This window comes from Paenibacillus sp. strain BS8-2 (assembly GCF_054483835.1).
This window is the reverse complement of sequence record NZ_CM137010.1, coordinates 6059350-6079330: the sequence shown is the minus strand read 5'-3', so window position 1 is coordinate 6079330 and position 19981 is coordinate 6059350. Positions and strand designations below refer to the sequence as shown.

The window sequence follows — 19981 nt, the reverse complement described above, 5'->3', positions numbered from 1 at the left end:
CACAATTAATCGATACGAAATGAGAGGGACGAAGAAAATGAATAAAAAGTACATAACAGGCGCGGCGACAATCATACTTGGAGCATCTATGATATTAGGAGCCTGCGGGAGCAACAGCTCCAATGCCAATGAAAAGCAATCTAGCGAGGGTACCGTTCAGACAGGTGGAAACAAAGGGGCTGTAAATGTCTTTACGGCTCGCCACTACGATATCGATTTTGCGATGTTCGACAAATTCGAGAAAGATACCGGCATCACCGTCAATGAAATCAAAGGCACAGCGGAAGAGCTCGTAGAACGTATGAAACGGGAAGGCGAAAGCACCGAAGCAGACTTGTTCATCACAGTCGATGGCGGTGTCCTGAATTATGCCAAGGAGAATGGAGTACTTCAACCGATCGAATCAGATGTCATACTCAACAATGTGCCGGAGAATTTGCGCGACTCTGAGAATCAATGGGTTGGACTTGCGACACGAGCACGCGTCATTGTATACGATAAGGAACGCGTGAAACCAGAGCAATTATCTACCTACGAGGCGCTTGCGGAAGAACAATGGAAGGGCAAAGTGCTTGTCCGCTCATCGAGTAATCTCTACAACCAATCACTTGTTGCTTCGATGATCGAGCTTAATGGCGAAGAGGCGACTGAGAAGTGGGCACAAGGGCTTGTAGCAAACTTGGCGCGTGATCCGGAAGGAGGAGACCGCGATCAAGCGAAGGGGATTGCCGCGGGAATCGCTGATGTTGCGATTATGAATACGTATTATGTTGGTCAAATGCTGCAATCGAAAGACGCGGAGGAAGTGAAGGTAGCGGAGAGCATCGGCGTGTTCTTTCCCAACCAAGAGACTACGGGTACTCATTTGAACATCAGTGGTATCGGCTTGGCTGCACACTCGAAGAACAAGGATAATGCGCTTAAGCTGGTCGAATATATGACGAGCAAAGATGGCCAAGAGATGCTGACAAGCGGCAGCTTCGAGTTCCCTGTCAACAAAGAATCGGCGCTTCCCGAACTGTTAACGCAATGGGGAACGTTCAAAACGCAAAGCATCGATTTCGCGAAGCTGGGAGAGAACAACAAAGCGGCGACGGAGCTTATGAACAAAGTAGGCTGGAAATAAGATGACCTTCTGGTTTCAAAAGCTGAAACAAAGATGGAACGCGTGGATCGTAATAAGCGGAATAGGGGCTCTAGCAGCCCTTCTTCCGTCTCTTTATATTTTGAGCGGGCTCTGGGGCAAGCCAGGGGAGAACTGGCCGCATATCCGTACGTATGTGCTTCCCAGTCATATTCTCGAATCCTTGTTGCTGGCAGCTGGAGCTGTCCTGTTGAGCATCTTGTTAGGCGTTACGCTTGCGTGGCTCATTGCCGCATATGACTTCCCGATGAGGAAGTTTTTTTCTACCATGTTGGTGCTCCCGCTTGCGATTCCTCCCTATATTGCTGCTTACACATATGGCGATATGTTCAGCTACACAGGCACGGTGCAGAGACTGCTGCGGAACAGCTTGGGGCTGAGTTTTGATCAACGTTATTTTGACATGATGTCGATGAAAGGCGCCATTTTTATTTTCGCCTTCTTTTTGTTCCCTTACGTGTATCTGATGACCAAGTCGTTCCTGGAGAAACATAGTGCGACTTATATAGAGAATGCTAGGTTACTTGGTGAGCGGCCAATATTCATTTTCCTTCGGGTGGTGCTGCCGTTATCGCAAGGAGCCATTGTAGGAGGAGCTAGCCTTGTCGCGTTTGAGGTGCTTAACGATTATGGAGTAGCCAAGCACTTCGGCATCCAAACATTAACGGTCGCTATCTTCAAGACCTGGTTCGGGATGTATGATCTGGAATCGGCAATTCGTCTTGCAGGTGCGCTTATGAGCGTCTTGATCGGAGTTTTTGTTATCGAACGGCTGATTAGAAGACGCAAGCGATACCATGCAGCGGCTAATCGCAGCACTACGATTCGACGAACAAGGCTGCATGGACTTTCTGCTGTAGGGGCATTCACTCTGTGCGGTATGGTGTTGGCTTTGTCATTCTTCATACCTGTAGCGCAATTGGCCGTTTGGCTGACATGGACATTCGGAGATGTCTGGAATGACAGATTTCCTTCGATGGTCGGAAATACACTGCTCGTCTCCGTTATAACGGTAATCCTGATTATGGCGATGTCTGTCATTGCGGCCAATTCTTTGCGGATGTGGCGCAGCGGATGGAGTATGGCAGGAAGCAAGCTGCTGTCGATGGGGTATTCCATGCCTGGGGCAGTCCTCGCGATTGGTGTGTTAGCCCTGTTCTTGTCTATTGATAACGCTATGTCTGCCATTTATGTTTTGTTAGGACTGGATTCGGGGAAGCTGGTGCTCAGCATGTCACTGGTCATGTTAATCTTCGCTTGCTTCGTACGTTTTTTGGCTATCGGCTTTAATGCCGTAGATGCCGGTTATGATCGTGTGGGAACGAGGTATGCCGAAGCTTCGAGATTGTTAGGTAACGGCGTGACTCGCACGTTCTTCAAAGTAGAGGCTCCCCTCCTTAAGGGAGTGATTCTGACGGGAGCCGTCATGACGTTCCTGGAAGTTGTGAAGGAATTGCCGCTGACTCTGCTGCTCAGACCATTTAACTTCGATACGTTAGCGACCAAGGCATATCAATACGCCAGTGATGAGCAAATACAACAAGCATCTTTGCCCTCGCTCCTAATTATAGCTCTTGGTATTCTATCTGTATCCTTCTATCATGTCATCGAGAGGGGGGAGAAAGGATGACGTACGTGATGATGAATAACCTCTCTTACACTTACGAGGGAGGGGGGCAACGGGCTGATGTCCTGAGCGGATTCACGCTCGCGATCAACAAAGGTGAGACAGTAGGGCTTCTCGGAAGAAGTGGAAGTGGCAAGAGTACACTGCTCCGTCTAATTGCGGGACTTGAGAACCCTTACGATGGCGAGATCGTTATTAACGGAGTCGTTATGGTGGGAGGCGGTTGTTTCGTACAGCCGGAACGACGAGGCGTGGGGATGGTATTTCAGGATTATGCGCTATTCCCCCATATGACAGTTGCTTCGAATATAGCTTTCGGTCTGAGGGGATTATCGCGTACAGAACGCGGAGCAAGGGTGGACGAGATGCTGGAATTGATCCAACTGTCCGGGTATGGGGCAAGGTATCCCCATGAGCTTAGCGGCGGCCAGCAGCAACGAGTGGCATTCGCCAGAGCGCTCTCGCCCAAGCCGCAGTTACTGTTGATGGATGAGCCATTCAGTAATTTGGATGCCGATCTCAAGAGTGATATCCGGCTGGAGCTTCATCAATTATTGAGGACATCTGGCATGACCTCCATATTGGTGACTCATGATACGGAAGATGCGGAGACGATCTGTGACCGGATCGTCCGCATGCCGGAGATGATTTCAGCGTGTTGACTTCTGTTCCCATGAGCCATGCTCGTGGAATCGTGTAACGCAGGCGTGACAGATACAGTTAATGCCGATAAGCGAGCGCGGGATTGCCGCAAGAAGCTCAGGGGGTATCGAGACGCCTGTGCACCAGCAATCCTGCGCGTCAGCAGATCGTTCCATCGCGCAGTCATTGTTTTGCCCGCAGAGCGGACACATCTGTTGAATATTGATGGTATACAGCCCCTTCCTTTAGACTGGCCCTGAGACGTTATTGTCATAGGGCCAGTCTTGTTGTCGTTGCATGCTGTTATTTCGCGTCCAGAACAAATTTATGGATAACATGGCTTACGCCTTCTTCGTTATTGGAGAATGTGACGTAATCAGCAATTTCCTTTAGTGCATCGATGGCATTACCCATTGCGACGCCGAGTCCGGCGGCTTGGATCATCTCGCGGTCATTCCATGCATCTCCCATGGCGATGGTCTGTTCCATCGTACAGCCGAGATGCTCTGCCATAAATTGCAATGCATGTCCTTTCGTGCCTTCCTTATGCATAAACTCTAGATAGTGGGCTTTGGATTTGGTGATATGCAATCGATCTCCAAGGACCGGCGCCAGCTCAAGCGCGATGGCATCGAGACGTGCAGGATCGTCGATGACGAGCATCTTATTGAGAGGCTTCGTAATTAATTGATCGAAGTCGGGTTCGATTCTGTAGGGGATATTGGACAGCTTGGAATAGGCTTTGATCCGGTCATTGTCTTCTGTGCCGAATAATTCGTCATCCACGTACAATTGCAGATGAAGCCCATGCTTGACGCAATAGTCATGAAGCTCTTGGGCGGCGTCAGACGGTACGTTACGTTCGTAAAGCACTTGGCCGTCCAGCAGCGTTTTGACTAGCGCTCCCTGATACGTGATAATAGGTACATTAAGTTCGATCTGGCGAGCAATCTTCTGCGCCGAGGCGAACATGCGACCGGTTGCGAGTGTAACGGTAACGCCTGCGGCGATAGCAGCTTCCATAGCTTTGCGTGTTTCATCCGTTACGATCAAGTCGTCCGTCAGTAGGGTGTCATCTACATCAATGGCAATCAACTTATACATAAGTACGATAAGGCTCCTCTCGGCAATCCAGTCCTAGTCTGTATCTTCATAATCAAGTTGATTGTAGCGAAATTCCAGCCCACATACAAGGAGAACTCACATGAACAATTATCCGTCAAGACCCGTAAAGGAGCGCTCCGGCGCCGTCTACGCTATCGGGGCGATTCTGTTATTGGCTGCGGGCTTTATACTCGGCATGTTATTTACAGGAACACGTTATCCCATTATTAAGGAGCCTCTGTTCAAACAATTCAGCGATTCGTATAGTCATGTTCTAAATGATTATCTGAACGATGTCACAGCTGAACAGCTTATACATGGGGCTGCCACTGGAATGGTCGCTTCACTCGATGATCCATACTCTAGCTATATGGCTGGCGACAAAGGCAAAGCTTACACGGACTCGTACGAAGGGCAATTCTACGGGATTGGAGCGGAGATGAAACAAGAGGATGGCAAGGTTATGATCAGCCATGTCATCAAGGATACGCCTGCCGAGCGGGCGGGACTAATGTCCGGTGATGTTATTCTTGCGGTGGACGATAAGGATATGACAGGGAAGTCGATGCAGGATCTGCTAGGCGTTGTACGCGGAGACGAAGGCACGACGATTCGGCTGCGGGTACTGAGGTCAAGCGAGAAGGAACCGCTTGAATTTACGATGATACGTGCGGCCATCCCAGTTCACACGGTTACGTCTGAGCGGCTTGAAGACGGCATAGGTTTAATTACAATTAGCCGCTTCGCCGAGGAGACAGGGAAGGAGTTTAAAGCTGAGCTCGACAAGTTGAAGGCGGAAGGAGAGCTTAAGGGGCTGCTGTTGGATCTGCGTTCGAATCCGGGAGGGCTCTTGCAATCCACAACTGAGATCGCCAACATCCTGATTCCGAAGGACAAAAAAATTCTCGATATCGTCTACAAAAATGAGCGGAGAATCGCGACACTAAGATCCAAGCAAACGGAACCTTGGACGTTGCCTGTCGTCGTGTTGGTCAATGGGCGTTCGGCCAGCGCGAGCGAAGTGATGGCATCCGCGCTCAAGGAATCGGCTGGCGCATTGCTCGTCGGAGAGAAGACGTACGGGAAAGGCGTTGTGCAGGGCTTCAAACAGTATAGCGACGGATCTGTCATCAGTCTGACAGAGGCGCAGTGGAAGACGCCTGGCGGCACATGGATCAACAAACAGGGTGTCACGCCGGATTATGTCGTCGAGCTGCCGGAATACGCAACGATCCATCAGCCTCCGCTCGGCACCGAGCTTGCCAAGGGCAGCTATGGCGATGAGGTGAAGCTGCTGCAACGGATGTTGAAGACGCTCGGATATGAACCGGTGGGTCAAGACGGATTGTTTGATGCGGATACGGAGTCTGCGCTGCAAAAGTTCCAGAGCGAGAACGGATTAACGGTGAGCGGTCAATTCGCTGATGCGACAAGCTACAAATTGATCGAGCTGTTACGGGAGAAGCTGACTAAGGAAGATACCCAGCAGCAGAAGGGAATCGAATTGTTGAAAGCTCAATAGCGCTCTCAGTATTGTTACCCGAAAGAGGCAGTCACTTCCTTGGATAAGGAGGTGTACTGCCTCTCTTCATGTTTTGCTTGACAACGGGAATGATAATTACTATCATCTTAATGAGAGCGATTATCAAAGGTTGTTTATCTGGACGACTCGGGGTGGATTCATGAAGAAGATCAAATATTGCAAGCGCAACTTGAAGCTCAGCTCCAAGTCGGTTTATAAGACGATGAAGGAGAAGTATCCCGAGATCAAACGGAAAAAAAGTGATTGCTTGGGCAATTGCAAGACCTGCAAGTTGGAATGTTTTGTAGTCATCAAGTCCAAGACAATCAGCGCTCCAACACCCGATCAATTGTATAAACGCTTGAAAAAAATGATTGGATAACATTAATGTTGGAAAATATAGGAGGGGCGGCCATTTGCCGCCTCTTATTTTTATGTTAGAATAAGTACAAATAAGAAAGCGAGGTGCACATCATTATGAAAGATTCTTTGGCTCAAGCACTAAACGAACAGATGAACTTCGAGTTCTACTCCGCTCATGTGTATCTGGCAATGGCGGCTTACTGCTCGGGAGACAGCCTAGACGGCTTCGCTAATTTCTTCATCGTGCAAGCAGAAGAAGAACGGTTCCATGCTATGAAAATCTATAAGTTCCTGAACGATCGCGGTCGTCGCGCAACTCTTGATGCGCTGCCGGAGCCTAATAACGATTACGAATCCATCCTGCATGCTTTTGAGCAAGGATATAAGCACGAGCAACAGAACACGGAACGATTCTATAAGCTGTCCGACCTTGCAATGAACGACCGTGAGCATGCGACGATCAACTTCCTGAAGTGGTTTATTGACGAGCAGGTCGAAGAAGAAGCGTTGTTCGACAGCATTATTAACAAGCTCAAGCGCATTGATAAGGACAGCAACGCATTCTATATGCTGGATGCTGAGTTTGCAGGTCGCTCGTTTACGCCTCCTGCTGGAGAATAAGCGATATAAACGAATGAATGTTGTGGAATATTACCATAGAGCCGCTCCTAAGCATGGATCTCATGCGGGGGGCGGCTTTATTTGTACACAGTAGTATCTATTCAGTTAAAGGAGATGTGTTATATGATGGAAAAAGCTGCAATTCATGATGCTGATGAGCTGCTGCCACTCTTGTTATCCGCGATCGGCAATATCGCATATACATTGTCAGGCTCGAAAGATGAAGTTTTAACACGCAGCGTCTTACGCGCGTATATCGCTGGAGACAACAGCCGGCTCAGCTATCGCAATATAATAGTGGATCGGCAAGAGGGAGTCATTGCCGGTATGTTGATCGCGTATTCCGGCGACAAGGCGGATGAGCTTGACAAGGAGATTCGGGAACGGCTGCAACGTCTGTACGGGGAGGAAGCTGCTGCTGCTGTCGTGACAGAATGTAAGGACGGCGACTATTATCTCGATTCAATCGCAGTGGACGAGAGGTTTCGCGGCAGAGGTATTGCCAAGTCGTTGATTGCTGAATTTGAGAGATTCGGACGTGCAGCGGGCTTCATACGCTTGTCGTTAATTGTCGAGCCCTACAATGATGGAGCATACAGCTTGTATCGTAAGCTAGGTTTTGTCGACGACGGGTTGTGGAACGTAAGCGACAGCGCCTACAAGCGGATGATAAAAGAGCTATAAAACAAAGGATTATCTAGTAGACACGACGGGGGATAACGAGTTGAAGATCTTCGGGGAAAAAGCATGGAAGTGGGTTCTAAGCAATTACATCCTTATTCTGTTGTTAATGGTCGGCACAGTCGTCCGTATATGGCATGGCGGCCTCATACCGCCGGGACTCAACCAGGATGAAGCATCGGTGGGATATGATGCATACGCGATACTTCACTACGGAATGGATCGGAATGGAGTCAGTCTTCCTGTGCATTTGATCGCATGGGGGAGCGGACAGAATGCGCTTTACGCCTATTTGTCCATGCCCTTTATCTCCTTGTTCGGACTTCATGTATGGACTATTCGTGCTCTTAGTATGGTTATGGGCGTGATTGGGATGCTCGCGATGTATGGGGTTGGCCGCAGGTTGTTCGGAAGCGAAAAATTCGCGCTTGTCACGTTGTTTTTGGCAGTCATCAGCCCATGGCACATCATGATGTCCAGATGGGCTCTGGAGTCTAATTTGTTTCCTACGCTTGTGCTGCTTGCCGTGTATTGCCTGCTGCGAGGACTGGAGAAGCCGTTTTGGCTTTACGGCTTTACTTTTTTGCTGGCGTTATCGATGTATGCGTACGGGACGGCCTATTTCTTTGTACCGGTGTTCGCTGCAGCTGTAGCCATTTATCTGTGGTTGACCAAAAGATTGAAACCGCTCTTGCTGTTGATCCACGGGGGACTGCTGGTCGTGTTGTCCTTGCCTATTCTGTTATTCCTATTCATTAACCGGGCCGGTAAGGCGGACATCATAACACCTTTCTTTACGATTCCCAAGCTAACCGTACCTCGAGTAGAGCAAATATCGTCGGTGTTCTCTGATCATGTTCTGCAGGGGCTTGTCAATCGGGCGGGCAAGCTGTTTGAGCTTATTGTTACGCAAACCGATGGTCTACCTTGGAACGCCATTCCTGCGTACGGCTACCTGTATCCAATCGCCCTACCATTCCTCATCATTGGGATCGGCGTGATGGCCGCCAAGGCGAATGTTATCAAAAGCGCAGCTCATGCCGTTACTTTAATTTGGTTCCTGACAGCAAGTTTGATGGCGCTAATCATGGAGATTAATATGAATCGAATCAACATTATTATTTTCCCGATCATACTGATCACAACCGTGGGGCTCGTATGGTGCGCTGAAAACATTCGCCATTCGTTCAAGGTATCCGTTGCAGCATTTACGATTGTATTCGGGATGTTCGGGTGGCATTACTTTACGAAGTATCCAGAAGAGATATCTCCGTACTTCTACGAGTCGTTTGGCGAAGCCATTCGGTACGCCTCGGATGCCAGTGACGGTCCCGTTTATGTGACAGACAAAGTCAATATGCCCTACATATATGTATTGTTTTACGAAAAAATCGAGCCGGAAACTTTCCAGCAGAGTGTGGAATACGCCAATCCTGGAGCGCCGTTCCAGCAGGTTAGCAAGTTCGACAGATATCAGTTCGGGAGCTATGTTCCTGAGCTTGGGACTGGCGCTGTTTACGTGCTTCGCAATGACGAGCTGCGGCCAGATGCAACGGCCGAAAACTTCGAAGTTCAACGGTTCAAACTTTTTTCGGTTTTCAAGGAAACTTCCTCCAATTAACTCTAGTTCATGATTAAATCTGCCGATATAAATAGGGTTAAGAATATTCAACATAGAGCAAGCCTATACCAGGGGGAGACAACCTATTATGGAAACAGTCAAGTCGCAAGGAGATCAGTCCTACAATGTAAAAAAAGTGCATAGAGTCAATCTAATTATGATGTGGTCGATCATTTTTATTATTGTCGTGCAATCCCTTCTCGTCAGTGGATTCGATTCGTTCGTGTCGAATTTAATTGATGGGCTGCCGATTGGCATAATCGTGACGCTCGTTTATTTTTTGCCTTTTATTCATGATCGATATAAGTCGCTCGTATTCGGTGTCGTGCCAGCCGTGGTGGGTCTAATGCTCAATTTACTTGACGGCTTCTCTCTCAGCAATTTCTTTATATTGTTTGCGTCGGTAGCTATGATCGCTCTTTATTTTGACAAGAGAAACGTATTATATTATGGCATTATCGTGAATGTTGTCATGCTGACTATGTTTATTACAGACGCCTCGACAATCGTTGGTACCGCGAAGCCAACGTTGTATATCAATATATTTGTCCTGCTCAACGGGATGTTATGTCTCATCTATTTATTGATGAAATGGGGCAGGGAGCTGGTCGACAATGCTGCTAACAAGGAAGCTCAGGTAGGAGCGCTTCTTGTCGGTCTAGAGGGGACTGTTCATCAGCTGGAGAACAGTGCGGCCGAGCTTTCTTTGACGATTACGAATGTGAATGCCAATGTGCAATCCGCTCGCGAGTCGAGCGGCGGCGTAACGATTGCCATGCGGGAGATGGCAGCCGGAATCGGCTCGCAGGCAGAGGGCGTCAGCGACATCAACGACAAGATGGGTGACTCCTCTCATCTCGTGAAGCAAGCTTTTGCGATTATTGAAGAAGTGCAGGCTAGTGCGGCGCAAGTCGTCGGAAACCTGGAGCGAAGCGGGATAAAGCTGGTAGAAATGAACGACGGGATGAATACGCTCGAAGGCTCTGTCGATGCTTCTCTGGCAACGGTTCGCAAGCTGCAAGGCAGCTTCGAGGAGATCGTTGGTTATCTGGGCACGATCGTTGATGTGGCGAGCCAGACGAATCTTCTTGCGCTTAACGCTTCTATTGAAGCGGCTAGAGCTGGTGAATACGGTAGAGGTTTCGCTGTAGTTGCTGGTGAAGTGCGTAAGCTGGCTGAACAATCAGGCGTGACCGTCCAGAATATTCAACAGATTCTAGGCCGTCTGACGCATGAGATGTCTCAAACCGTTGTGCAAGCAGAGCGGGGACAAGCCGCGCTGCAGGCGAGCAAGAGCGTAGTGAGTGAGCTGACAAATGAATTCCAGGCGGTCAAACAATCGTTCCAATTGACCGAGGAAGGTATGCAAGCCGAAACGGAGCTAGTCAAAGGAATTAACGAGCGGTTCGATGTGATTGCGCGCCAAGCGGAGAACATTGCAAGTATTACTCAGCAACAAGCCGCTTCGACGGAGGAAGTGTTGGCTGCTATTGAGGAACAAGGTGCCAATATGAACGGAATCGCTGAGCTGATGCAGAATATAAAGCTGCTTGGTGATCAGCTGACACAAGTGGCAAAGTCGGCGTCAGCGCGTTAAAATTCACTTCTACTTGCGAGAGTCTGATAATATCAAGAAATGATAGACATACCAAAATAAGGATGATAGGATAAAACGGATATGGCTTAGTTTTATATGGGAGATTTGGAGGAGAAACAAATGAAGTTCACGACTTGGTATAAAGCAGCAGTATGTACGATGGTGGCAGCCGGATTATTGTTGACACCGCTGAATCTGTCGGGAGGTCAAATCTATGCGGCAGCGCTGAAACCGGTAACGGCTCAAGCACAAACGCAAACATTGTCGCTATGGGTGGATGGTAAGGAATTAACGCTATCATCACCTCTGGTTCAAGTAAACAACGTTGCGCTTGCGCCAATGAAAGAGCTGGCGGATGCGCTCGGCGCAGTATCGGTCCTGGAGACGAAGAGCGGCGCCATGATTGTGCGTTACGGCAGCCTGACGCTATCGATGGCTGCAGGCAAGAAGGAAGCCGTTGTTAATGGCAAGACGGTTTATTTGTCGACGCCAGCGATGATTCAGAACGAAGTAGCTTATGTTCCCATTCGATTCATAGCCGAACAACTGGGTACGACCGTCAAGTGGGATGGCGCCAAGAACGCGATCAAGCTCGAGACCTGGCGATATGCGGACACACTCGCCAATGAGGATGAGGGCACGGCTCCCGAGCTTCCGAAGCTGACGGCCAAAGAAATCGTCAATCTCTATGATGGCAGCGTTGTTATGATTATGACGAACAAAGCGCAAGGAAGCGGCATTGCCATTGGCGATGATTTAATTCTTACCAACTACCACGTTATCGAAGATGCAACTTCCGCAACTGTCTACGATATCTTCTCGGATGAGATGGACGTAAAAGGCGTGGTCGCATACAACGAAGCAGCGGATTTGGCAATTATACGCACAACGAAACCGCATGAGCTGATGCCGGTGGAGCTCACATACGACTTTGTCGCGGATAAGGGAGACAAGGTCGTCGCGATCGGTAGTCCGCTTGGGCTGCAGAATACAGTCTCTGAAGGATTAATTAGCAACCTCAGCTTTGAGGGCGGCGTCAGCTGGATCCAATTCAATGCCCAGACGGATCACGGCAGCTCCGGAGGAGCATTATTCAACGAATATGGCCAGTTTATAGGCACGACTTCGGCGGGATACGATAATAGTATGGCTGATCTAAACTTTGCGGTTTCGGGATTCCATGCTTCTATGCTGCTAGGTCAAGTAACGGACGCCAAAATAAAAGATGCTAAGTTCCTTGCACAGGCGCTGCCGGATTCGCTTGTAGGTACGCCGTTGATCGATATCGAGAAGCTTCTCAAGAAGGAGTTCTCCTCTATTCCAACTTCGATGGGAGTTGCGGAATTGACGAGATGGGAAGCTGAGCGAGATGCAGAGGGATGGCTCGTTCTGAAGGCGAATATCGATCCGCTATTCTACTTATATTATGCCAAGAGTGTCGAAGACGAGCTAAAGCTATGGACGATCCAGCTGGGCCAAGAATTCCATGGTATGTTGCCGGATGACAAAATTCAGGTGCTGATTTCTTTCGAACGCGATTACGGCTTCCAGCCGCGCGGCTTTGCCCAAAGCGAGGTTACGAATGTCGGAGATGGCAAATGGCGTGTCAGACATACCGTGATCGATATGCAGTTGAAGGATCAAATGTACATCAGAACAAAAGTATAATGACGGATCAAGCAGGCGCGACCACGCGATAAGCGGTGGGTTGGCGCCTGCTTCTATTTTGCAGGGAAGTCCGGTACAATAGAAGTCAGCTTGTTTGTTGAGAGAGGGATAGAGAATGAAAGTTGTTTTGTCTACATTAAACGCAAAGTTTATTCATACGTCGCTTGCCCTGCGTTGTCTTAAGGCATACAGCGGCGATCGGTTTGATATCGATATCGCGGAATATACGATCAAGGATCCAGCGATGAATATTGCATCTGACCTGTTTGGTCGTAATCCCGACGTGGTCGGATTCTCTTGTTATATCTGGAATATAGAAGAAACGATAACCGTAGTTAATATGCTGCGCAAAATTAAGCCGGAGCTCAAGATCATCTTGGGCGGGCCCGAAGTAAGCTATGATACGGAGTATTGGATGGAGCGGCTGCCAGAGGTTGACTTTATCGTGATGGGCGAAGGTGAAGAGACGTTTGACCATCTGTTGACGGAAATCCAAGGAGCGGCCAAATACCATATGGTGTTCGGACTCGCTTACCGGAAAACGCGTAACAGCAAGACGGAAATTTTTATCAACCCGCATCGTCCGAAGTTGAATCTGAATGAGCTGCCATCCCCGCATCGATTCGCTGAGGACATCCCGAACCTCGGCAGCCGTGTCGTATATTTCGAGACGAGCCGTGGATGCCCGTTCAGCTGTCAATTCTGTCTGTCTAGCATTGAGGTTGGTGTACGGTACTTTGACGTGGAGCGCACCAAATCGGATATCAATTATCTGATCGACAATGGAGCCAAGCTCATCAAGTTCGTAGATCGCACCTTTAATATCAAACGCGATTATGCGCTGGAGATGTTCCAATTCCTCATCGAAAATCATCGAGGCTGCGTGTTCCAGTTCGAGATTACGGCGGACATCATGCGGCCGGAAGTACTGGACTATCTGGCGGAGCATGCGCCTCCCGGTGTATTCCGCTTCGAGATCGGCGTCCAGTCGACCAACGATCCTACCAATCTTGCGGTTCAGCGTCGTCAGAATTGGTCCAAGCTCGTGCGTACGGTAACCAAGGTTAAGGACTCCGGCAAAATCGATCAGCATCTGGACTTGATTGCAGGATTGCCGCTCGAGAATTACGATACGTTCCGCGGGACGTTCAATGATGTATTCGCACTGCGTCCTGAGGAGCTGCAGCTCGGTTTCCTCAAGATGCTGCGCGGAACCGGACTTCGGCTCGATGCGGAAAAGTGGGGGTATATCTATATGGATCGCGCGCCGTATGAGATGCTCGGCAACGATTTGATGCCGTTTGGCGATATTGTGCGGATCAAGCGAGTGGAGGATGTGCTGGAGAAATATTGGAATGCACATCGGATGGATCATACGTTGCTGTATCTGGTCGACCGTGTATTCCCGTCTCCATTCGATTTCTTCCAGATGTTCGGCGATTATTGGGAGGAACGAGGCTGGAGCAAGATTGGCCATCAGCTAGAGGATTTGTTCTCGCGGCTATGGAGCTTCCTGAAAGATCTACCGCAAGAGACAAAGCTGGGCGAAGGGGAGACGGTAGGTTCGAAGCTGAATCTGGACGTCGTGCTCGGCTTGATGAAATATGATTATTTCTTGAATCATAACTTCAAGCCGCGTAAGACATGGTGGGAGCACGCCATGGACAAAGCCGAATACAGCGCTTGGATGAGGAAGCTATTGGAGCGACCGGAGGATGTTTCACCGGAATTTGCCGCGATTGGCTTACATGAACGTGATCTACACAAACACGCTATGCTGGAGAAGCTGCCGTTCGACTTGGAAGCATTGCTTCAGAGAGGCGAACTTACGACGGATAGCCACACACTGCTTATTATGATGTACGCGCTGGATAAAGGCAGCAGCAAGCCGAAGCCACTCGCCTTTACGATGCAAGTCGGGCATACGGCTAACGTATAAAGCGTCATGGGCGCAACAATAAGGTCGCATGGAACGGCATTGCCGTAACATGCGACCTTATTTGATGTTTATTTGATGTTCGAATATTAAGCTGGCACGATGCTGCGAATGACTGTCATGCTGCCGGAAAGCTTGTACTCGCCAAGCGTGGCTGGAAGCAAGAAACATTCGCCTGCTTTCGCCGGGAGCTCGCCACCCGAATAACGCACGTAGCCTTCGCCGTCTGCAACGACAAGAATAACAAAGCTTTCGAGTGTTGTTGACAACGACAGCGTACCGTCGATTACGCCTTTCTCCACTTGGAAGTAAGGGGAGGAGGCGATCGTCAGCCACTCGCCTGCGCCGACACCATCCGTCTTCATCCGCTGGGCGCCTGCACCTTCGTAGGCGATAACGTTAAGCGAGTCCTCGACATGCAGCTCGCGGAGCTTGCCGTCGAGACCAGGGCGCTCATAGTCGTAGAGGCGATACGTCGTATCGGAGTTCTGCTGTATTTCGGCAACAACAACACCAGAGCAAAGTGCGTGAACAGTGCCCGCCGGTATGTAGAAGGCGTCGCCAGCTTCTACCGGCACGACCTGAAGTGTATCCATGATGCGACCGTCTCGAATTGCTTGTTCCATAGCGGCGCGATCTATACCTTCTTTAAGACCGTAGATAATCGTAGCTCCTGGCTTCGCACTCAGGATGTACCACATCTCCGTCTTGCCTAGCTCGCCTGCTGGCAAACGGTCGTAGTCATCCGTAGGATGAACTTGTACGGATAGATCATCGTTACAATCCAGCAGCTTGATCAAAAGCGGGAAACGTCCGTTTTTCTCAGAGAAGCCACGGCTCCCGAACCATTCGCGTCCGTATAACTCACGAATTTCGTCTAATCCGCGGCCCGCAAGCTCGCCGTTGATTACTTTCGTTGTTCCGTTCGGGTGATCACCGATCATCCAGCCTTCGCCGATCGAGCCATCCGGCATTTCCAGACCGTATTGCTCTAGTGCTCTGCCTCCCCAAACTCGTTCTTTCATCTCAGCTTTAAATTGTAATGGATAAGGTTGCACGTTCATGATGTATTCCCCTTTCGAATGGTGTAGGGCTAGTTGGCAGGCTGGAACAGCTCCAGCAGTTCGCCGTCTGGTCCGTACAGGAAGAAGTAACGCGCGCCGTTAGGAAGTGTTGTAATTTCAGTATCGCGTAGAGGCACGTTTAACGCTTTGATTCGTTCGAATTCCCTTTCGATATCATCTACCGTATAGGCGGTATGATGGGTCTTGCCTTCAGCAGGCAATTCACTGTTGTAGCCCTCGACGAGCTCGATTTCGGTCTCTTCGTGACCTGGGAACGACAAGAAAGCAAGTCGGATGATGCCGTTCGTGTGGAGCAGCGTAGAATTGTGTTTCAGTCCAAGTACGGAGGTGTAGAAGTGGACGGATTGCTCAATATTGCGAACCATGATGCCTACATGCTCGATTTTCTTAACTGCCATTAGGATAAGCTCCTCTCGATTGGTGAGTATGGTGCGTTGCATGACTGCGTTATGACCAGACGTAGCGTAAAGCGGGAATGGAACAGCTGGCGAACCAATATCATTGGTCCGCCAGCGCCAGCGCCAGCAACCGCGGATTGCGGAATAAGAGCTTAGTCTTGTTTGCTCTTGCGTCGCTCTATGGCAATCAGATAAGGAGCAGCCACGCGTTGCAGCTGGCGATATAGAACAACTTGTCCGACTGATGTCGGCAAGCTCGCGGCCCATGCTTCTACCGCGGCTGCTTCGGCGTCTCCTCCAGGATGACCAGGATACAGCGCACAAGTTAAAATTCCGCCAGGCCGAAGCACGTTTATCGCAGCGTCCAGCGCGCGGATCGTCGATTCGGGTTCCGTGATGACAGCCTGATCGCCTCCTGGCAAATATCCGAGATTGAACATGACGGCCGCTATGCTCCCATTGTCGCCAGGCTCAATATGCTGCTCCATCTCCGCGTGGTCTGCGAGTGTAAGCCGAACCGGGGATAGGCGTCCATTGTGTTCCGCGGCGGACAGCCTTTGTTTGGTCCGTTGAAGGGCCTCTTCTTGGATGTCGAAGGCGTAAACGGATCCCTTGGGACCAACAAGCTCAGCCAGCGCCAATGTGTCTACGCCTCCGCCGGCCGTGGCGTCGATTACTGTATCGCCGGGGTGAGCTCGTTCTGCGATCCACTTGTGAGCCATGCTAAGCACGGAAAGGAAACCCATATCCTACACCTCCTTCCGCCATAGTTTCCCTTGCCACGAGTCACGGCTGCGCAGTTCGGCGTCGATGCCGTTCAGCACAGGCCACTTATCCAGACTCCACTTAGGACCGATGAGGAGGTCGCGGGGGGCGTCGCCCGTTAAGCGCTGCACGATCATCTCCGGGGGCAGAAGCTCCAGTGTGTCGACGACTAGACCGATATAGGCGTCCCGCTCGAGAAATTGAAGCAGACCTGCTTCGTATTGCTTCACCATTGGTGTCTTGCGCATGAGATGAAGCAAGTGAATCTTGATGCCCTGCACATCCATGGCAGCGACTGCGCGCCCCGTCGTCAGCATCATCTCGTGCGTCTCTTGGGGCAAGCCGTAAATAATATGGGCACAAACACGGATGCCGCGTGCCCGCAGCCTGCGCACGGCATCCAGATAACAAGCGGTGTCATGCGCCCGATTAATCAGCTCCGACGTCGACTCGTGAACGGTCTGTAAGCCCATCTCTACCCAAAGATAGGTGCGTTCATTCAGCTCCGAGAGGTAGTCGACGACATCGTCGGGCAGGCAGTCGGGACGCGTGGCAATCGATAGGCCGACAACACCGGGTTGCTTCAGTATGACTTCGTAATATTCGCGCAGCTCATCGACTGGAGCGTATGTGTTCGTATAGGCTTGGAAGTAACCGATATACTGCGCCTCCGGCCACTTCCCGTGTTGCCGGTCGCGGATTTGGTTGAACTGGGTCACAAGATCGTCGCGGCGGCTGCCCGCGAAGTCTCCGGAGCCACGGGCGCTGCAAAATGTACATCCACCTTTTGCAAGCGTACCGTCGCGATTAGGACATGTGAACCCGGCGTCGAGGGTTACTTTGAACACCTTGCCGCCAAATTGCTCGCGCATTTCGTAATTCCATGTATGAAATCTTTTGTCCCCCCACATCATAGGTAGAGAGGGGAAAGCTTCGGGCTGATTCATGAAAATCTCCTTTTCTCCTTGCTTCACCCTACATTTTATCGAAAAAGCAGTCGAAAAGCCATGCCTATTCCATGAAGGACTAGCGATTGTTCGGATTCTGGCAGCTGGAAAATCGTCGCTGGTCAAAGGAAATTAGGCTTGCATAACCTAACATGATGTGTTATATTAAAAGTGCGACAAATCAATAAACGTATCTGACATAGCCTAAATGTAACCGTACACATGATAAGTCGATAAATTGGAAAAAATGAACGTAAATAAATCGATGAGGTGATGTGAGATGACAACGGCAAAAATTCCTTACGGCGATGAGAAAGTAACGGTAGAGCTAACAATCAAAGAACTGCAGGTGCTTGCCGGTATTCGGTTCCATTCGAACCATGAGCTTGAGATTTCGGCGCGCAAGAAGCTGAACTCGGTGCTCGAAGGCGTGAACGAGCGGGAATCCAGAGACAACGCTCCGATTCCTTATCAATTGCTTAGTTAGTATAAGATACCGGCAACTGACCGGATATGATACATGAACCTTAAGAGTCGTTGCCCTGTGGCAGCGGCTCTTTCGTTGTTACCCTGGTTATTGTGCTGTTGAAATGGATGCTGCGAATCGGTCCATAAAGGTAATCAGTTCCATCTTGGAATACAAATTATGCGTGCCATGTTTCGGGCTGATCCGAAAAAGCTTTACTTTGGAGGCGCTGTTGGGCACAATAAGGACGAATTGTTTATTAAGCGATTGAAGGAGCTAACGATATGCGTTTGAGAGGCAGAAAAGGAATCAGGGAGAATCTGGAGAGTCAGCCGGAGCTGGTCGTACTGGATGCGGAGCCACATCGCGGCAACTGGAAGGCGTTCTTCGGCAACGATAACCCGATCCATGTAGAGCTCGGAATGGGCAAAGGTCGTTTCATTAGTCAAATGAGCGTACGCAATCCACATATTAATTATATCGGTGTGGATATGTACGATGAGCTGCTGCGCCGGGCAAGCGAGAAGGGCAGATTGGCGTGGGAAGAAAAAGGCGTGGACTCGCCGCCTAACTTGGCGCTGCTTCGTGCGAATATTGAAGGAATCGAATCGATGTTTGCGCCAGGAGAGCTTGAGCGCATCTACTTAAACTTCAGCGATCCATGGCCAAAGAGCAAGCATGCGCGTCGCAGACTTACACATGAGCGATTTGTGTCCAAATATATCGAAATTCTAAATGAACGCGGCGAAATCCATTTCAAAACGGATTCGATGACGTTGTTTGAATTTTCCCTCAACAGCTTTGCAGGTATGGAGCTCGTGATGCGCAATATTTCGTTGCATCTCCATCGGGACGAGCCTAGGGAAGATTTGGTGTTCACGGAATACGAGATGAAGTTTATGCAGAAGGGGCAGCCCATCCATCGCGTAGAGGTAGTGATCGGAGAGGAAGCATTGCTGAATCACCGTGCGGGAAGACGCGAGGCAGCCAAGCTGGAAGCGGCCGCCTCGCAAGAAGAAGATCAAGAGTAGCTCTAAGGACGATTAAGTTACCCAGAAGTAATGGACGGCGAATGCTGTGGCCGTTCCTATAATGGCACCTGCGGCAACATCAGAAGGATAATGCAGGCCAAGATGCATCCTTGACCAGCCGACTGAGAAGGCAATAATGATGGCGGCTGGGATGATCATGAGACTTAGCGGAGTGCCTGTTAGCAGGAGCGGCGTAATCCATGCGAATACGGCGGTCGTGTGCCCGGATGGGAATGACGAATCCTCAAGCGGTTTCGGTCCTGTTCGTACGCCCTCCAAAGCTTGGTATGGACGCAGTCGCTTGAATTTGCGTTTGACGATCGCTACTGGCAGATGACTGATGATGACGGCAATCAGGCTTTGCCATCCGGCTGCTCCCCACGGTTGGGGTGCAAGCAGCGCGCATATAAGGGAGGCGAGGAGCGTAAAGGTCGCGCCTCCCGTATGCGTAATCGTACTGAACCAACGATCCGCCAGGACATGAAGCCTGTTCTCCGCGCGTTTCCTGTTCGCCCAGATAAGCATTCTCTGTTCGTTTGCTCTGATCCAGCCGAGCATTCTCTCCACTCTAGACCATCCTCTCTGCTTATTCCTTGCCCACATTGTAACATGATTTCGTTGTCGCACTGTTAAGGCTGCGTGAAGACTGTATTAACGAATGCTACATATCCCATTGACGTATCGCTAACAATAATCTGTTACGCTCGCTGTATACGATATTCGGCCTGTCGTGCCTGTTTGTCCAGAAGCGGCATTGGCAGCT

20 protein-coding genes are annotated in these 19981 nt (G+C 50.0%); 13 read left to right on the top strand and 7 right to left on the bottom strand.

What is annotated here, in order from left to right:
• Positions 1-37 precede the first annotated feature (37 nt).
• The 3 genes from ACX1C1_RS26290 to ACX1C1_RS26280 are packed head-to-tail and all read left to right on the top strand — an operon-like array spanning position 38 to position 3433.
• A complete protein-coding gene (locus ACX1C1_RS26290) occupies positions 38-1126 on the top strand; it encodes a Fe(3+) ABC transporter substrate-binding protein (protein WP_458955063.1) in 1089 nt (362 codons plus the stop codon).
• 1 nt (position 1127) lies between these two features.
• Complete coding sequence (locus tag ACX1C1_RS26285; RefSeq protein WP_458955062.1) at positions 1128-2774, top strand: ABC transporter permease; 1647 nt, start codon at positions 1128-1130, stop codon at positions 2772-2774.
• The gene (locus ACX1C1_RS26280; RefSeq protein ID WP_458955061.1) at positions 2771-3433 is read left to right on the top strand and encodes an ABC transporter ATP-binding protein; all 663 of its coding nucleotides are present in this window, start codon (positions 2771-2773) and stop codon (positions 3431-3433) included. The genes ACX1C1_RS26285 and ACX1C1_RS26280 overlap by 4 nt, the downstream gene beginning before the upstream one ends.
• On the opposite strand, the gene ACX1C1_RS26275 is transcribed toward ACX1C1_RS26280, so the two are convergent.
• Both ACX1C1_RS26275 and ACX1C1_RS26270 read right to left on the bottom strand, forming a co-directional pair.
• Entirely contained in the window at positions 3422-3625 is a 204-nt protein-coding gene (locus ACX1C1_RS26275; RefSeq protein ID WP_458955060.1) for a cysteine-rich CWC family protein, read from the bottom strand. The two genes, ACX1C1_RS26280 and ACX1C1_RS26275, sit on opposite strands and share 12 nt — an antisense overlap.
• 91 nt (positions 3626-3716) lie before the next feature.
• Complete coding sequence (locus tag ACX1C1_RS26270) at positions 3717-4517, bottom strand: Cof-type HAD-IIB family hydrolase (protein WP_458955059.1); 801 nt, start codon at positions 4515-4517, stop codon at positions 3717-3719.
• Positions 4518-4617: 100 nt separating this feature from the next.
• Between ACX1C1_RS26270 and ACX1C1_RS26265 the strand changes: the two genes are divergently transcribed.
• The 8 genes from ACX1C1_RS26265 (at position 4618) to ACX1C1_RS26230 (ending at position 14529) form a co-directional block, all read left to right on the top strand.
• Positions 4618-6039: a S41 family peptidase gene (locus ACX1C1_RS26265; protein WP_458955058.1), complete on the top strand. Its 1422-nt coding sequence runs from the start codon at positions 4618-4620 to the stop codon at positions 6037-6039.
• Positions 6040-6199: 160 nt separating this feature from the next.
• Positions 6200-6421, top strand: coding sequence for a DUF1450 domain-containing protein (locus ACX1C1_RS26260; protein ID WP_458955057.1), 222 nt, complete (start codon positions 6200-6202; stop codon positions 6419-6421).
• A 95-nt stretch (positions 6422-6516) separates the two neighbouring features.
• Positions 6517-7023, top strand: a complete 507-nt coding sequence (locus ACX1C1_RS26255; RefSeq protein ID WP_458955056.1) for a ferritin — start codon at positions 6517-6519, stop codon at positions 7021-7023.
• A gap of 123 nt (positions 7024-7146) precedes the next feature.
• A complete protein-coding gene (locus ACX1C1_RS26250) occupies positions 7147-7707 on the top strand; it encodes a GNAT family N-acetyltransferase (RefSeq protein ID WP_458955055.1) in 561 nt (186 codons plus the stop codon).
• A 40-nt stretch (positions 7708-7747) separates the two neighbouring features.
• Positions 7748-9325, top strand: a complete 1578-nt coding sequence (locus tag ACX1C1_RS26245) for a glycosyltransferase family 39 protein (RefSeq protein WP_458955054.1) — start codon at positions 7748-7750, stop codon at positions 9323-9325.
• An 88-nt stretch (positions 9326-9413) separates the two neighbouring features.
• Positions 9414-10922: a methyl-accepting chemotaxis protein gene (locus tag ACX1C1_RS26240; protein WP_458955053.1), complete on the top strand. Its 1509-nt coding sequence runs from the start codon at positions 9414-9416 to the stop codon at positions 10920-10922.
• 120 nt (positions 10923-11042) lie between these two features.
• Complete coding sequence (locus ACX1C1_RS26235) at positions 11043-12590, top strand: trypsin-like peptidase domain-containing protein (protein WP_458955052.1); 1548 nt, start codon at positions 11043-11045, stop codon at positions 12588-12590.
• A gap of 115 nt (positions 12591-12705) precedes the next feature.
• Entirely contained in the window at positions 12706-14529 is a 1824-nt protein-coding gene (locus ACX1C1_RS26230) for a B12-binding domain-containing radical SAM protein (RefSeq protein WP_458955051.1), read from the top strand.
• A gap of 86 nt (positions 14530-14615) precedes the next feature.
• On the opposite strand, the gene ACX1C1_RS26225 is transcribed toward ACX1C1_RS26230, so the two are convergent.
• The 4 genes from ACX1C1_RS26225 to ACX1C1_RS26210 form a co-directional block, all read right to left on the bottom strand.
• Complete coding sequence (locus ACX1C1_RS26225; RefSeq protein ID WP_458955050.1) at positions 14616-15590, bottom strand: type I phosphomannose isomerase catalytic subunit; 975 nt, start codon at positions 15588-15590, stop codon at positions 14616-14618.
• Between the two features lie 29 nt (positions 15591-15619).
• Positions 15620-16009, bottom strand: coding sequence for a VOC family protein (locus tag ACX1C1_RS26220; protein ID WP_458955049.1), 390 nt, complete (start codon positions 16007-16009; stop codon positions 15620-15622).
• A gap of 152 nt (positions 16010-16161) precedes the next feature.
• Positions 16162-16755 (bottom strand): tRNA (mnm(5)s(2)U34)-methyltransferase, encoded by a 594-nt coding sequence (locus ACX1C1_RS26215; protein WP_458955048.1) that lies wholly within the window; start codon positions 16753-16755, stop codon positions 16162-16164.
• Positions 16756-16758: 3 nt separating this feature from the next.
• Complete coding sequence (locus ACX1C1_RS26210) at positions 16759-17721, bottom strand: TIGR01212 family radical SAM protein (protein ID WP_458955047.1); 963 nt, start codon at positions 17719-17721, stop codon at positions 16759-16761.
• Positions 17722-18001: 280 nt separating this feature from the next.
• Here ACX1C1_RS26210 and ACX1C1_RS26205 point away from each other — a divergent pair, with 280 nt between their 5' ends.
• Positions 18002-18208, top strand: coding sequence for a hypothetical protein (locus ACX1C1_RS26205; RefSeq protein ID WP_458955046.1), 207 nt, complete (start codon positions 18002-18004; stop codon positions 18206-18208).
• A gap of 263 nt (positions 18209-18471) precedes the next feature.
• Positions 18472-19218, top strand: coding sequence for a tRNA (guanosine(46)-N7)-methyltransferase TrmB (gene trmB, locus ACX1C1_RS26200; protein WP_458955045.1), 747 nt, complete (start codon positions 18472-18474; stop codon positions 19216-19218).
• Between the two features lie 12 nt (positions 19219-19230).
• On the opposite strand, the gene ACX1C1_RS26195 is transcribed toward trmB, so the two are convergent.
• Complete coding sequence (locus tag ACX1C1_RS26195; RefSeq protein WP_458957806.1) at positions 19231-19776, bottom strand: phosphatase PAP2 family protein; 546 nt, start codon at positions 19774-19776, stop codon at positions 19231-19233.
• Positions 19777-19981: the final 205 nt, after the last annotated feature.

Coding starts and splice junctions, on each gene's coding strand:
- ACX1C1_RS26290 (WP_458955063.1), top strand. CDS start 38: ATGAATAAAAAGTACATAACAGGCGCGGCGACAATCATACTTGGAGCA.
- ACX1C1_RS26285 (WP_458955062.1), top strand. CDS start 1,128: ATGACCTTCTGGTTTCAAAAGCTGAAACAAAGATGGAACGCGTGGATC.
- ACX1C1_RS26280 (WP_458955061.1), top strand. CDS start 2,771: ATGACGTACGTGATGATGAATAACCTCTCTTACACTTACGAGGGAGGG.
- ACX1C1_RS26275 (WP_458955060.1), bottom strand. CDS start 3,625: ATGTGTCCGCTCTGCGGGCAAAACAATGACTGCGCGATGGAACGATCT.
- ACX1C1_RS26270 (WP_458955059.1), bottom strand. CDS start 4,517: ATGTATAAGTTGATTGCCATTGATGTAGATGACACCCTACTGACGGAC.
- ACX1C1_RS26265 (WP_458955058.1), top strand. CDS start 4,618: ATGAACAATTATCCGTCAAGACCCGTAAAGGAGCGCTCCGGCGCCGTC.
- ACX1C1_RS26260 (WP_458955057.1), top strand. CDS start 6,200: ATGAAGAAGATCAAATATTGCAAGCGCAACTTGAAGCTCAGCTCCAAG.
- ACX1C1_RS26255 (WP_458955056.1), top strand. CDS start 6,517: ATGAAAGATTCTTTGGCTCAAGCACTAAACGAACAGATGAACTTCGAG.
- ACX1C1_RS26250 (WP_458955055.1), top strand. CDS start 7,147: ATGATGGAAAAAGCTGCAATTCATGATGCTGATGAGCTGCTGCCACTC.
- ACX1C1_RS26240 (WP_458955053.1), top strand. CDS start 9,414: ATGGAAACAGTCAAGTCGCAAGGAGATCAGTCCTACAATGTAAAAAAA.
- ACX1C1_RS26235 (WP_458955052.1), top strand. CDS start 11,043: ATGAAGTTCACGACTTGGTATAAAGCAGCAGTATGTACGATGGTGGCA.
- ACX1C1_RS26230 (WP_458955051.1), top strand. CDS start 12,706: ATGAAAGTTGTTTTGTCTACATTAAACGCAAAGTTTATTCATACGTCG.
- ACX1C1_RS26225 (WP_458955050.1), bottom strand. CDS start 15,590: ATGAACGTGCAACCTTATCCATTACAATTTAAAGCTGAGATGAAAGAA.
- ACX1C1_RS26220 (WP_458955049.1), bottom strand. CDS start 16,009: ATGGCAGTTAAGAAAATCGAGCATGTAGGCATCATGGTTCGCAATATT.
- ACX1C1_RS26215 (WP_458955048.1), bottom strand. CDS start 16,755: ATGGGTTTCCTTTCCGTGCTTAGCATGGCTCACAAGTGGATCGCAGAA.
- ACX1C1_RS26210 (WP_458955047.1), bottom strand. CDS start 17,721: ATGAATCAGCCCGAAGCTTTCCCCTCTCTACCTATGATGTGGGGGGAC.
- ACX1C1_RS26205 (WP_458955046.1), top strand. CDS start 18,002: ATGACAACGGCAAAAATTCCTTACGGCGATGAGAAAGTAACGGTAGAG.
- trmB (WP_458955045.1), top strand. CDS start 18,472: ATGCGTTTGAGAGGCAGAAAAGGAATCAGGGAGAATCTGGAGAGTCAG.
- ACX1C1_RS26195 (WP_458957806.1), bottom strand. CDS start 19,776: ATGCTCGGCTGGATCAGAGCAAACGAACAGAGAATGCTTATCTGGGCG.